General features: G+C 47.7%; 13 protein-coding genes. 9 read left to right on the plus strand and 4 right to left on the minus strand.

The genetic code is table 11. The features are described from left to right. Positions 1–87 precede the first annotated feature (87 nt). From mpl to ORJ00_RS16620, 9 genes are all read left to right on the plus strand, one after another. Positions 88–1,446 carry a UDP-N-acetylmuramate:L-alanyl-gamma-D-glutamyl-meso-diaminopimelate ligase gene (gene mpl, locus ORJ00_RS16580; protein WP_306140377.1) on the plus strand — a complete coding sequence of 453 codons (1,359 nt, stop codon included), beginning with the start codon at positions 88–90 and terminating at the stop codon, positions 1,444–1,446. Then, complete coding sequence (locus tag ORJ00_RS16585) at positions 1,446–2,087, plus strand: flavin prenyltransferase UbiX (RefSeq protein WP_027670305.1); 642 nt, start codon at positions 1,446–1,448, stop codon at positions 2,085–2,087. Before mpl ends, ORJ00_RS16585 begins: the two co-directional genes overlap by 1 nt. Further along, the gene (locus tag ORJ00_RS16590; RefSeq protein ID WP_306127016.1) at positions 2,084–3,010 is read left to right on the plus strand and encodes an ABC transporter ATP-binding protein; all 927 of its coding nucleotides are present in this window, start codon (positions 2,084–2,086) and stop codon (positions 3,008–3,010) included. Before ORJ00_RS16585 ends, ORJ00_RS16590 begins: the two co-directional genes overlap by 4 nt. Beyond that, positions 3,007–3,780, plus strand: coding sequence for an ABC transporter permease (locus ORJ00_RS16595; protein WP_306127015.1), 774 nt, complete (start codon positions 3,007–3,009; stop codon positions 3,778–3,780). Before ORJ00_RS16590 ends, ORJ00_RS16595 begins: the two co-directional genes overlap by 4 nt. Positions 3,781–3,919: 139 nt before the next feature. Next, positions 3,920–5,566: a pyridoxal-dependent aspartate 1-decarboxylase PanP gene (gene panP / locus ORJ00_RS16600; protein WP_305975170.1), complete on the plus strand. Its 1,647-nt coding sequence runs from the start codon at positions 3,920–3,922 to the stop codon at positions 5,564–5,566. A 72-nt stretch (positions 5,567–5,638) separates the two neighbouring features. Further along, positions 5,639–6,277, plus strand: coding sequence for a DUF2959 domain-containing protein (locus ORJ00_RS16605; protein WP_306127014.1), 639 nt, complete (start codon positions 5,639–5,641; stop codon positions 6,275–6,277). A gap of 52 nt (positions 6,278–6,329) precedes the next feature. After that, on the plus strand, positions 6,330–6,548 hold the full coding sequence (locus ORJ00_RS16610) for a hypothetical protein (protein WP_027670310.1): 219 nt from the start codon (positions 6,330–6,332) through the stop codon (positions 6,546–6,548). 428 nt (positions 6,549–6,976) lie between these two features. Beyond that, positions 6,977–8,857 carry an SLC13 family permease gene (locus tag ORJ00_RS16615; RefSeq protein ID WP_306127013.1) on the plus strand — a complete coding sequence of 627 codons (1,881 nt, stop codon included), beginning with the start codon at positions 6,977–6,979 and terminating at the stop codon, positions 8,855–8,857. Positions 8,858–8,929: 72 nt separating this feature from the next. Beyond that, positions 8,930–9,292, plus strand: a complete 363-nt coding sequence (locus ORJ00_RS16620; protein WP_306140378.1) for a hypothetical protein — start codon at positions 8,930–8,932, stop codon at positions 9,290–9,292. A 27-nt stretch (positions 9,293–9,319) separates the two neighbouring features. Here ORJ00_RS16620 and panC read toward each other — a convergent pair whose 3' ends face one another. Genes panC through pcnB form a run of 4 tightly spaced genes read right to left on the minus strand, consistent with a single transcriptional unit; the run spans position 9,320 to position 12,988 of the window. Then, complete coding sequence (gene panC, locus ORJ00_RS16625; protein ID WP_306127011.1) at positions 9,320–10,162, minus strand: pantoate--beta-alanine ligase; 843 nt, start codon at positions 10,160–10,162, stop codon at positions 9,320–9,322. Positions 10,163–10,167: 5 nt separating this feature from the next. Next, positions 10,168–10,959, minus strand: coding sequence for a 3-methyl-2-oxobutanoate hydroxymethyltransferase (panB, locus tag ORJ00_RS16630; protein WP_027670314.1), 792 nt, complete (start codon positions 10,957–10,959; stop codon positions 10,168–10,170). A gap of 53 nt (positions 10,960–11,012) precedes the next feature. Further along, positions 11,013–11,513, minus strand: coding sequence for a 2-amino-4-hydroxy-6-hydroxymethyldihydropteridine diphosphokinase (folK, locus tag ORJ00_RS16635; protein WP_306140379.1), 501 nt, complete (start codon positions 11,511–11,513; stop codon positions 11,013–11,015). Beyond that, positions 11,513–12,988: a polynucleotide adenylyltransferase PcnB gene (pcnB, locus tag ORJ00_RS16640; RefSeq protein ID WP_306140380.1), complete on the minus strand. Its 1,476-nt coding sequence runs from the start codon at positions 12,986–12,988 to the stop codon at positions 11,513–11,515. Before pcnB ends, folK begins: the two co-directional genes overlap by 1 nt. Positions 12,989–13,031 lie beyond the last annotated feature (43 nt).

The raw sequence follows: 13,031 nt of genomic DNA on the forward strand, positions 1-13,031 counted from the left end.
TTAAAGAATTTATCAGCAAATTGCAGTTGTTACTGCCAACAAGTTCATATTTGCTACAATGGCGACAGCTAATTTTCAGGAATTAATATGCATATTCATATTCTCGGCATTTGCGGCACTTTTATGGGCGGTATTGCGGCTATTGCAAAAGCACTGGGGCATAAGGTTACCGGCTCTGACGCTAATGTATATCCACCAATGAGTACTCAGTTAGCGCAGCTTGGGATTGAGTTAACCCAAGGCTGGGACCCCGCGCAGTTTGAGCCTACACCGGATCTGGTTATTATTGGTAATGCCTTGTCGCGCGGCAATGTTGCGGTTGAGTATGTATTAAATACCAATTTACCTTACACTTCAGGCCCACAATGGCTGGCAGAACAGGTGTTGCACGACCGTTGGGTGCTGGCTGTGTCGGGCACCCACGGCAAGACCACTACCAGCACCATGCTGGCATGGATTTTAGATTATGCCGGTTTAAAGCCCGGGTTTTTAATCGGCGGCATACCGCAAAACTTCGATTGTTCAGCACGACTGGGCGAGTCACCGTTTTTTGTCATTGAAGCAGATGAATATGACACCGCATTTTTTGATAAGCGCTCTAAGTTTGTGCATTACCGGCCACGAACATTGGTCATTAATAATCTCGAATATGATCATGCGGATATTTTCCCAGATTTAGCGGCTATTCAGCGTCAGTTTCATCATTTATTGCGCATGGTTCCGGCTAACGGCTTGGTTTTGGCACCGGAAGATACTGTGGCGGTTAAGCAAACGCTGGATATGGGCTGTTGGAGTGAACGACAGAGCTATGGTAAAGATTGGCATGCCAAGTTAATACAACGTGATGGAAGCCACTTCTCATTGCATTATTGCGACAACATGCTGGGCGAACTTAACTGGCAACTTAGCGGCCAGCATAATGTTGATAACGCCGTCATGGCTATTGCTGCAGCGCGCCACGCCGGCGTGCCGGTTGCTATTGCACTGGAAGCGTTAGGTCGTTTTGTGGCGCCAAAGCGGCGTATGGAGCTAAAAGCTGATGTAGCAGATATCAAGGTTTATGATGATTTTGCTCACCATCCAACAGCGATTAGCACCACCTTGCAGGGTATTAGAAATAAAGTAGGCCAAAACCGGGTACTTGCCGTATTAGAACCGCGCTCAAATACGATGCGTATGGGCGTGCATCAGGCCGCGTTGCCATTGTCTTTGGCATTAGCAGATTTGGTGTTTCTGTATGAGCCTGCCAATGCCAATTGGTCGTTAGACGCGCTTTGCCGCGCCTTGGCACCAAAAGCCACTCTGTCACAGGATATCGATGCGTTAGTCGGTGTGTTGTGTGAACAAGCACAGCATGGTGACAGCATTGTTGTAATGAGTAATGGTGGTTTTGGCGGCATTCACGATAAGCTAATTGCGGCATTAAAACGCAAATGGGAGCATTAATGACAACGTCACACGAGATTACGCTGGCTTTTAGCGGGGCTTCCGGTGCACCTTACGGTTGGCGCTTACTTGAGCTATTGCTGGCGCAAGGCATTAAAGTACATTTGTTAGTTTCTAGTGCCGCCAGAGTTGTTTTTGCTACCGAACACGACATTAAACTTCCTGCTGCACCGGAGAAATGCACCCAAATGCTGCTGGCGCATTTTGGTTGTGATGTCGGGTTGTTAAAAGTGTACGGCAAAGATGATTGGTTCTCGCCGGTAGCATCTGGTTCTGCGGCGCCCAAACAGATGGTTATTTGCCCATGTTCTACCGGCACTGTTTCCAGTATTGCCGTTGGCGCTAGCGATAACTTAATTGAACGTGCGGCGGATGTGGTGATTAAAGAAGGCGGCCAGCTTATTTTAGTACCGCGTGAAAGCCCGCTTAGTGCTATCCATCTTGAAAACTTACTGAAACTGGCCAAACTGGGGGTCACCATCATGCCTGCAGCGCCTGGTTTCTATCATCAACCTAAGCAAATCAGTGATTTAGTCGATTTTATGGTGGCGCGTATTTTAGACCATTTAAAGGTGCCACATCAGTTATTAAGTCGTTGGGGATATAGCGGTAATACAACGCAGACAGGAGAACAACATTGAGTTTAGCTTTAGACATAACAAACCTGCATAAGGTGTATAAAAGCGGCACTGTGGCGCTAAGGGGTATCAATTTACAGGTACAGCAGGGCGATTTTTTTGCGATGTTAGGCCCTAATGGCGCGGGTAAAAGTACAGCTATTGGTGTAATTAGCGCGCTGGTAAACAAAACCCAGGGCAGCGTGAAAGTATTTGGTTATGACATTGATACCGAACTGGAAGCTGCGAAAAGTCAATTGGGGTTAGTGCCTCAGGAGTTTAACTTTAATCAGTTTGAAACTGTGCTGCAGATTGTTGTCAATCAGGCTGGTTATTACGGTGTGTCAAAGCCGCTGGCGTTAGAGCGGGCGGAAAAATACCTGGGGCAGTTAGGGCTTTGGGAAAAACGTCTGGCCAGTGCTCGGGAGCTATCTGGCGGCATGAAGCGACGTTTAATGATTGCCCGTGCATTAATGCATGAGCCTAAACTGCTCATTTTAGACGAGCCCACTGCAGGTGTTGATATTGAACTGCGGCGTTCTATGTGGGAGTTTTTACGCAAAATTAATCAGCAGGGGGTCACAATCATTTTAACCACGCATTATCTGGAAGAAGCGGAAATGTTGTGCCGGAATATTGCCATTATCGACAAAGGCCAAATTGTTGAAAATACCACAATGAAGTCTTTGCTTGCAAAGTTAACGAAAGAAACCTTTGTACTGGATCTTGCCGCTGAGCCTTCTGACATCAAGCTTGATGGCTTTAGCTGGCGCGCGTTGGAAGGGCAAAGCATTGAAGTTGATGTGGACAAAGCCCAAGGGCTCAATGCTATTTTCGCTCAGCTGACAGCACAGGACATGAAGGTGTTATCAATGCGCAACAAAGCAAACCGGCTGGAGGAGTTATTTGTCTCCCTGGTAGAACATGGCCGTGGAGGTGCACAATGAGCCAGGCCAATTATATCGTTGCGCTAAAAAGCATTTTAAATAAAGAAACGAATCGTTTTTTACGCATTTGGATCCAAACCTTGGTGCCACCGGCCATTACGATGACGTTGTATTTTGTCATTTTTGGCAGCCTGATAGGGTCGCGTATTGGTGATATGGGCGGTTTCAGTTACATGGAATTTATCGTGCCCGGCCTGATAATGATGTCGGTGATTACCAATTCCTATTCTAATGTTGCGTCATCTTTTTTTAGTGCCAAGTTTCAGCGCAATGTGGAAGAGCTATTGGTTGCGCCTGTACCCAATTATATTATTGTGCTTGGCTTTATTGGCGGTGGTATGGCCAGGGGTATGTTGGTGGGGTTAATTGTAACCATTTTATCGTTATTTTTTGTCACCATCCAAATTCATAATTTAGCCGTGATCATTATTACCGTAACGTTAACCTCTATGTTGTTTTCACTTGGTGGCCTAATAAATGCGATATATGCCAAGACCTTCGATGATATCAGTATCATACCAACGTTTGTGCTTACGCCATTAACCTACCTTGGCGGTGTGTTTTACTCGTTAACCTTGTTACCTGGCTTTTGGCAACATGTGGCCGCACTGAACCCGGTTGTCTACATGGTTAATGCTTTTCGCTATGGTTTTCTGGGTGTAACTGATGTCAGTTTATGGTTAGCGCTAGTAGTGGTAGTGGGCTTTATTGTGGTGCTGTTTAGCTATGCCATGTACTTGATTAATCGCGGCATTGGCTTACGTAGTTAGCCTACGGCTGAATCGCGCCTTAACCGGTCTGGCCAGTGTGACATTTTTTTGCAGACATTTTTCAACGCTTGCAGTAAAGTGACCGCCTTTTCCAGGCCGTTTTAGTAACTGCTAAACCAGTATGTAGAGTAGCAATAGCATGACCGAACCGAGCAAACGACAGGCAACTGCGTCAGAAGAGGCGCTGTGGCGCATCTTCACGGTGCCGGAAGCGCCTGACTCTACACTGAGCATCATAGAGCAGAATCTTTCACAGAACCTGGCCGGTTTTTTACGTGAAAGTATCGTCGCGGTAGAAAAACCTTTATGGCAGATTGAGCGTGACTTTCAGGCTCATCATATTCCACAAATGCCTAATTTCGTTTCTGACTACGCCGAAAGCTTGATGCAAAAACTGGTTGCGCATTCGGTGCACACCGCCGCGCCTAGTTTTATTGGTCATATGACGTCTGCACTGCCTTATTTTGTGTTGTCGCTGTCAAAAATGATGGTGGGGTTAAACCAAAATCTGGTAAAAATTGAAACCTCCAAAGCCTTTACACCAATGGAGCGTCAAGTGTTGGGCATGATGCATCATTTGGTGTATGGCGAAGGTGACGGCTTTTACAAAAAGTGGATGCACAGCGCGAATCATTCTCTGGGCGCATTCTGTTCTGGCGGTACCATTGCTAATATCACCGCGTTGTGGATAGCACGAAACCGGTTGCTTAAAGCAGACGGTAACTTTAAAGGTATAGCGCGAGAAGGTTTGTTTAAAGCCATGAAACACTATGGCTATGAAGGCCTGGCGATTTTGGTGTCCGAACGCGGGCATTATTCTTTGGGCAAAGCGGCAGATGTGTTAGGCATAGGCCGAGAGTCGCTGATTGCGGTTAAAGCTGACGCCAATAATAAAATTGATACTGTGGCATTGGCCGATAAAATGGCTGAGTTGAAGGCAGCCAATATCAGGGTATTGGCTATTGTAGGTGTAGCGGGTACTACTGAAACCGGAAATGTCGATCCACTACATCAACTGGCTGATATTGCTGAGCAGTATCAATGTCACTTTCATGTTGATGCGGCATGGGGCGGTGCAACCTTACTGTCCGACAAATACCGTCATTTGCTTGCAGGTATCGAGCGTGCAGATTCGGTGACTATTGATGCGCACAAGCAAATGTATGTACCAATGGGAGCCGGCATGGTGGTGTTTAAACATCCTTCTGCGGCGCATGCCATTGAGCATCATGCTGAGTATATTCTGCGTAAAGGTTCAAAAGATCTCGGTAGCCAGACACTGGAAGGGTCACGCCCGGGTATGGCGATGTTGGTGCACGCCTGTTTGCAGGTGATTGGCCGTGACGGCTATGAAATCTTAATAAACCGCAGTCTGGAAAAAGCCCGCTATTTTGCCACGCTTATTGAACACAATATTGATTTTGAACTTATTACCGAGCCAGAACTTTGCTTGCTAACCTACCGCTACGTGCCTGCCCTGGTACAACAAGCGATGGCTAAAGCCAGTGCTGAGCAGTTACAACGCTTTAATGAATTGCTAAATGGCCTGACCAAATTTATTCAAAAACGCCAACGTGAAGAAGGTAAGTCGTTTGTCTCTCGTACCCGCCTGACGCCAGCCCGCTATAACCGCCAGGAGACCATCGTGTTTCGTGTGGTGCTGGCTAATCCGTTAACCACAGAACAAATACTGCATGATGTACTGGTAGAGCAAGATCAGTTGGCGCAACTGGATAAAGACTATTACCCTAAGCTGCTGCAGTTAGCAAAAGAACTGGCGGCGTAATGTACGCCGTTTGTCCTTAGCCGCGTTACAGGCTATTATCTGTCGAAAATGATATAGCAACGGACTGATTTTATGCGTTATCTTCTGGTTTTACTGCCTTTATTACTAAGCCTTAGTGCGTGTCAAACTGCGTATTATTCCGCTATGGAAAAAGTGGGCGTGCATAAACGCGATATTCTGGCCGATAGGGTAGAAGAGGCACAGGAGTCACAGCAAGAAGCACAACAGCAGTTTAAATCAGCACTGGAGCAATTTAGTAGCCTGATTAAATTTGATGGTGGCGACTTACAGCGGGTTTATGAGGCAACCGACAGCGAGTTTCAGGCTTGTAGTTCAGCAGCTGAAGACGTATCGGCGCGAATTAATAGTATTGAATCTGTAGCGGATGCGCTGTTTGACGAGTGGCAGGATGAACTGGAGCAGTACACCAATACCTCGCTAAAACAAGACAGTGCAAGAAAACTGGCTAATACCAAACGGCAATATAACAGCTTGTTGAAAACCATGCGGCGTGCAGAAAAGAGTATGCAACCGGTATTGGCATCGCTTAAAGATAATACCCTGTATTTAAAGCATAACTTAAATGCAAAGGCGATAGGCGCCTTGCAGGGCGAATTTAATTCGGTGCAAAAAGACATTAACCGGTTAATAGATGATATGAATAAAGCCATTGCCCAATCAGAGCAATTTGTGGCAACGTTAAAACAGTAAAGCTTGTCTGCCGGTATGTAGGCAGCTTAACGTTATTAAAAAGGAGTGAGTTATGGCAGGTCAGGGGTCTGGCGGCAATGTGATTGCAGCCTTATGTAATGTGTTTATTCCGGGGTTAGGTCAGCTGGTGCAAGGCCGTATTCTAGCGGCGATTATTTTCTTTTTAGTCTGTGTGGCCGGTTATGCCACCTGGTTTTTGGTGATACCCGGTATTATTGCTGTAATAGTGCATATCTGGGCCATTATTGACGCCGCTAAGTTCAAGCCATAGTTTTAGCCGGTAACGGCTACCCCTTAGGTTTATGTTATTTTCACACCCAGACATAGCGGCTTTGCAGTAGCGACAGCCGCTTAATGTATTGCGGCAAGCCGCATTGTTGTTCTGCACCGGCCTAAATAACCCCAGTGCCTGTATTAATTTGGTGCCACTATTAATCCAGGTGAAAATACTGCAAATCAAACGCCCTGGATACTGAACCGCGCCAAGCAGTGCAGTTCATCTGGATACTTTGGGCTAGCGTAAAGTTTTTTCATAAAACAGGTTTCCTCTAAACATCCTGGCTACAGAGCCATAGCCATCAGCATGGTTATAATTTGAACTGTGACATTTTTTCTGCCTTGATGTAGTACATTACTAATGAGTCATTGTGGCCGGTAAAACGCAGCTGCACAGAGTTTAATCAACCTAGGGAATGCATTATGACGGCGGCACAAAGCATGACTATTCTGATTTTACTGCTCACTATCGGTATGTTTTTATGGGGCCGCTGGCGCCATGATATGGTAGCGCTGGCTGCGTTACTTGCTTGTGTGCTTTGCGGTGTTATCGACCCGGCCATTGCGTTTAATGGGTTTGGTCATCCTGCCGTTATTACTGTGGCATGTGTTTTGGTGTTAAGTGCAGGCCTGCAAAGCTCTGGCGCGGTGGATGTGCTTGCCAGGCATGCGATGCCGAAACATGCCGGACTTATGCTGAGTATGGGGGTGCTGGTTGGTATGGGCGCACTCCTGTCCGGTTTCATGAATAACGTCGGTGCGCTGGCATTGCTGATGCCGGTAGCGCTGCAGCTTGCCAACCGCCTGGAAGTGCCTCCCGGGCGGATCCTGATGCCGCTGGCGTTTGGTACTATTTTGGGCGGAATGACAACTATGATTGGTACACCGCCGAATTTAATAGTGTCCGGCTTTCGTGCACAGCAAAGCAGTAGTGGTTTTGCGATGTTTGATTTTACCCCGGTAGGACTTGCAGTTGCATTGACAGGCTGCGTGTTTGTGGTATTGGCCTGGCGTTTGGTGCCGGCGCGAAAGCAAGCCGGCACGGAGGGGTTTGAAACCGGCGCTTATTTGACCGAAGCGCGAGTAACAGAAAACAGTAAAATTGCTGATAAGCGCTTAGTCGACATAGAACATGAATTCGATGATAGTGGTGCGCAAATTGTCGGCCTTATCCGCAATGATGTGAAAATAAATGCACCCAGCGGCGGGCGGGTGATTCGAGCCGGTGATATTTTAGTGCTGGAAGCTGAAGTTGACTCATTAGGCGCGGTATTATCTGCTTTGGGCCTGGAGTTGGAAGAATCAGTAACGGTAGATAAGCCGGTCAAAAGCGAGCAGCAAGACGTTGAGCAATTGTCGGCGGGACAAGCAAAAAATAACGAGGCTGAACCCGCAGGTAAAAATTCAACAGCTCAAAAAGCACAGGACAATAAGTCGTCTAGTAGTGAAGATATCGTGTTAATTGAACTGGTCGTGCGGCCCGAGTCAAGCTTACAAGGCCGTTCAGCTACCAGTATTATGTTGCGCTCGCGCTACAGTTTGAATTTGCTGGCAGTGTCCCGTGATGGCGGTCGTTCAAAGTCACGTTTACGAAACTTCAGAATGCAAGCGGGTGATTTGCTATTGATGCAGGGAACCAGAGAAAGCGTGCTTGAATTCGCCAATGACTATGGCTGCGTGCCCCTGGCAAAAAGAGAGTTAAACATTCCGGATAAACGTCAGGCTGTGCTTGCTGGAATAATTATGTTTTTTGCAGTGGCCGGCGCTGCTTTTGGCTTGCTACCGGCAGCCATTTCATTTGCTTTGGGCGTGCTGGCGTCAATGGTGTTTAAAACGGTGCCTGCGCGCTCAGTGTATGCCGCGATAGACTGGCCGGTAATAGTGCTGCTGGCAGCACTTATTCCTGTAGCAGGTGCCATGGAAGCCACCGGTGCCGCAGCGCTAATTGCCAGTTTGTTGATGGAATATGTCGCCCGGGGCAATGCTGTAGTGGCACTGGCCATGGTATTAATTATTACTATGTTTCTATCTGATTTAATGAATAACGCGGCTACAGCAGCTGTAATGTGCCCTATTGCTATTAGTGCTGCTTTGGCGCTGAACGTTAATGCTGACTCGTTCCTGATGGCGGTGGCAATAGGGGCATCTTGCGCATTTTTAACGCCGATAGGCCATCAGAACAATACGCTAATACTGGGCCCAGGCGGCTTTAAATTTGGTGATTACTGGCGTTTGGGCTTGCCTTTGGAGTTGTTGGTTGTTTTTGTAGCTACGCCGTTACTTTTGCTGTTCTGGCCATTATGACAGCTGACATTGCCCTAGTATTACTGCTGCTTGCCTTATTGTTGCAGGCCACGTTAGACGTGGCGAGGCGCTGTGGTATTTTGCCGGTCAAAGTCTTCATGCCAATGGCGTTTGCCTACACCGTCATTGTTAGCCGGTCATACACTTGAAGAGTCCGGCTTAATTAATACTGCAGGGCTCATAGTCATCGCCCTAACGCGTTGCAATGAAATATTTAGCCTGCGCTCGCGGTTGGCAAGGCTAACAGATAGCGAACATCTGATAGTGATGAACCCAGTACAGTTGAAGCCAGTCGATGCAGCCAATACGCTGGTGATGGGGCCGGGCGGTTATCGCTTTATTGATTACTTAAAGGTGGGTGGTCCGCTAAGTTTACTGTTATTTATTATTACAATGCTGTTGTTGCCACTGTTTTGGCCGCTAACCCCGGCGTGACTGAGCGCCGGGTGTAGCAACTAGCTCTCAGATTTCGATATTATCAATTAGCCGCGTGGTACCCAGCCAGGCCGCAGCCAAAATCACTTTAGCTTGCTCTGCCGAAGTAGCCAGGGTTAGATCGGTTTGGTCAGCGATATTAATATAATCTGCAGTAAAACCAGCGGTATTCAATTGCTGTTTAGTGTGCTGCTCTAAGCTGCGGTAATCATGGTTACCATTGAGAATGCGACTACGCAACTGTTGTAACAACGTATGCAGCGACGGCGCGATAGCGCGTTGTTCTGCACTAAGGTAACCATTGCGCGAACTTAATGCCAGGCCATCTTCGGCACGCTCTGTTGCTACGCCAATAATCTCAACTGGCAGGGATAAATCGATTACCATCTGGCGGATAATTGCCAGTTGCTGATAATCCTTTTGGCCAAAACAGGCAATATCGGGCTGTACCAAATTAAACAGCTTACACACTATGGTAGATACCCCACGGAAATGGCCTGCGCGGCTGGCACCGCAGTGCAAGTCGCCCAGCAGTGGCACGTCAACATAAGTTTGTACATCCAACCCCCGCGGATACATCAGTTGCGGCGTTGGCGTAAATACCGCATCCGCGCCGTGGGCGCTTAACCCGGCGCAGTCTGCATCCAGTGTACGCGGATAATTATCAAGATCTTCATTTTTGCCAAACTGCATTGGGTTAACAAAGATACTGACAATCACCCGATCAGCGCGGCTTTTTGCCACATCAACCAGCGTTAAGTGGCCATTATGCAAGTTGCCCATGGTGGGTACGAAGGCAATGCGCTCGCCGTTTTGACGCCAGGCACTGATTTGCGCCCGCAGGGCTTGAACAGAGTTAATGATCTTCATCGGGCTTAGAAACTGTGGTCGTTAGTAGGAAAGGTTTGGCTTTTTACTTCACTGACATAAGCGGCAATTGCGCTTCTAATCTCACCAGTTTGTGCCAGATAGTTTTTAGAGAATTTTGGAATATAACCACTGCTGATACCGAGTAAGTCATGCATTACCAGTACCTGACCATCGGTAACATTACCGGCACCAATACCGATAACTGGTATGCTTAAAGCATCAGTAATGCGTTTAGCTAATGCAGTAGGAATGCATTCCAGCACCAGCAATTGGGCACCGGCATCTTGCAAAGCTTTTGCCTGCGCCAGCATAGCATCGGCGGCTGCTTCGGTTTTACCCTGCACTTTATAACCACCAAAAATATGCACCGACTGCGGTGTTAAGCCTAAATGGCCGCACACTGGCACGCCACGTTCGGTTAGCGCTTTTACGGTAGGGAGTAAAAAATCACCCCCTTCCAGTTTTACCATATTAGCTCCGGCATGCATTAGCGGCACCACACTTTGTAATGTCTGCTCTAACGTGCCATAGCTCATAAACGGCATATCAGCTATTACGAATGCATCGGGTGCACCGGCGCGCACAGCGCGGGTATGATAAGCAATGTCACTAATGGTTACTGGTAGCGTATCGCTGCGCCCCTGCAGTACCATGCCAAGTGAGTCGCCAATTAACAGCACGTCGACGCCTTGTTCGGCAAATAATTTAGCAAAGCTGGCATCATAGGCCGTCAGCATGGTGATCTTGTCACTTTGCTGTTTCATTTTCTGTAATACGGCAGTGGTAATTTTAGCCATAATCTTCTCATCCGACCATTAATGCAGGTGGCGCAAGATCGCACAAAGTGCGATCAGCTGCAACTGCTATGAAGTTTCTGCAGGCCATTTATCGGCACTTGCTTTAGTAAAGAGGATAATACAGTACCATCCGACAGGCGAAGTTCTGGGGCAATTTCATGCAGAGGATAAAGTACAAATTCACGTACTTTCATACCGTAATGCGGCACGGTGAGGCGTGCTGTTGAAATAGTCTCATTACCATACAACAGTATGTCCAAATCTAACGTGCGTGGACCCCAGCGCTCAGCTTTGCGCTTTCGCCCATGTTGCTGTTCTATCTGTTGCAACGCGTCTAATAACTGCTCTGGTGAGAGCGAAGTATCTATAGCGACGACAGCGTTAACATAGTCTGGTTGATCTTGCGGCCCCATAGGTTTCGACGCATAAAAACTTGATACCTGCTGCAATATACTTTGCGGTAGCCGTTGTAATTCGTCTACCGCGTGTTGTAGTTGCAAACCAGGTTGGTCTAAGTTGGCACCTAAACCGATGAAACACCGAATTAAAGCCATTATTCTGCTGTGCGTTTACGTTTATAGTTGCGCCGACGACGTGGGCCCTTGTCAACGCCTTCCTTGCCTAACTGATTAATAAGCTGCAAACGGTCGGTGTCGTCAGCAAACTGAAAACGCTCCCACCACAAGGCAAGTTCTGTCAGGTTACCGTCTTCTGCCTGCGCCCGTAATTGCAAAAAGTCAAAGGCACCGCGAAATTTTGGTTGCTCGAGTAATTTAAATGCGCGACGACCGGCACGTTTTGTCAGGCGGCTTTGTAACGCCCAAATATCGCGCATAGCCAGGGTAAAACGCTTCGGAATGGCAATAGTACGCTGCACATCATCCAGCACCTCTGTCATGGCGATATTCATCGCGTCAAGTTCGCTCAGTCCGTCAGTCATTAGTGTTTGACTTCGCAGCTCTACCGGATACCACAACAAGGCGGCGAAAATAAACGCCGGTGTTACGGGTTTTTCCACGGCTACGCGCGCATCGGTGTCTTGCAGTGCTTTGGTCGCTAATTGAAACGCTTTGCCTTCAGGTTCTTGTTTTAATAGCTTGTCTAACTGGGGTAACAGCTGCTTGAGTACGCGGGTGTCACGCATCAGCATAAAGTTATCAAAGGCTTTTCCAGCCAGCAGTAATTTAACCAGCTCATCAAATAACCGCGGTGGCGGAATATTTTTTAACATTACAGCCAGCTGTGGGATTGGTTCTGCAGCGGCTGGCGCTATTTGCATATTCAGCTTGGTAGCAAATCGAATGGCACGTAAAATGCGTACCGGATCTTCGCGATAGCGCGTTTCCGGGTCGCCAATGAGCTCAATTTTACGCTCAGCGATAGCTTGCATACCGTTAGCAAAGTCGTACACCGAGAAGTCATTTACGGAGTAGTACAGCGCATTAATAGTAAAGTCACGCCGTTCGGCGTCTTCTTCAATTGAGCCGTACACATTGTCACGCAGTATTTGGCCATGGTCGCTTAAGCTGGATGTTTTTAACTTAGGTGCGGTTTCGGCGTCATCTTCAGTACCACTGTGATGGCCACGGAACGTTGCTACTTCGATGATCTCTCTACCAAATACGACATGGGCTAAACGAAAACGGCGGCCGATTAGACGGCAGTTACGAAACACCTGTTTTACCTGCTCCGGTTTAGCATTGGTAACCACATCGAAATCTTTTGGCTTAATACCGAGCAATAAATCGCGAATACAGCCACCAACCAGATAGGCATCAAAACCGGCATCTTTTAACCGGTACAGCACTTTAAGTGCATTAGGGCTGATATCCTTGCGCGAAATAGCATGTTGGTCACGGCTTAAACGCTGAACTTGGGGCAATAAACTGGCACCCGCAGCAATACGCGGGGCATGGGAAGGCTTAGCTATCGCTTTTTCTTTACGAGCTTCCGTGGCGTTGTCTGCCTTGGCCTTGCCACTGTCTGCCTTTGGCTTGCCACTAAGGGTACGGCGGCAAAAATCTAACACGCGTGAAATAATGATTATTCTCCTGAGCAATGCAGCCTGTCGC

Origin of the sequence: Rheinheimera baltica (genome assembly GCF_030731985.1) — a bacterium.
Lineage (GTDB): Bacteria > Pseudomonadota > Gammaproteobacteria > Enterobacterales > Alteromonadaceae > Alishewanella > Alishewanella baltica.

What these genes read in the sequence shown, in the direction of transcription:
- ORJ00_RS16585 (WP_027670305.1), top strand. Translation starts at nt 1,446, where the DNA reads ATGACAACGTCACACGAGATTACGCTGGCTTTTAGCGGGGCTTCCGGT.
- ORJ00_RS16605 (WP_306127014.1), top strand. Translation starts at nt 5,639, where the DNA reads ATGCGTTATCTTCTGGTTTTACTGCCTTTATTACTAAGCCTTAGTGCG.
- ORJ00_RS16615 (WP_306127013.1), top strand. Translation starts at nt 6,977, where the DNA reads ATGACGGCGGCACAAAGCATGACTATTCTGATTTTACTGCTCACTATC.
- panC (WP_306127011.1), bottom strand. Translation starts at nt 10,162, where the DNA reads ATGAAGATCATTAACTCTGTTCAAGCCCTGCGGGCGCAAATCAGTGCC.
- panP (WP_305975170.1), top strand. Translation starts at nt 3,920, where the DNA reads ATGACCGAACCGAGCAAACGACAGGCAACTGCGTCAGAAGAGGCGCTG.
- panB (WP_027670314.1), bottom strand. Translation starts at nt 10,959, where the DNA reads ATGGCTAAAATTACCACTGCCGTATTACAGAAAATGAAACAGCAAAGT.
- ORJ00_RS16595 (WP_306127015.1), top strand. Translation starts at nt 3,007, where the DNA reads ATGAGCCAGGCCAATTATATCGTTGCGCTAAAAAGCATTTTAAATAAA.
- folK (WP_306140379.1), bottom strand. Translation starts at nt 11,513, where the DNA reads ATGGCTTTAATTCGGTGTTTCATCGGTTTAGGTGCCAACTTAGACCAA.
- mpl (WP_306140377.1), top strand. Translation starts at nt 88, where the DNA reads ATGCATATTCATATTCTCGGCATTTGCGGCACTTTTATGGGCGGTATT.
- ORJ00_RS16610 (WP_027670310.1), top strand. Translation starts at nt 6,330, where the DNA reads ATGGCAGGTCAGGGGTCTGGCGGCAATGTGATTGCAGCCTTATGTAAT.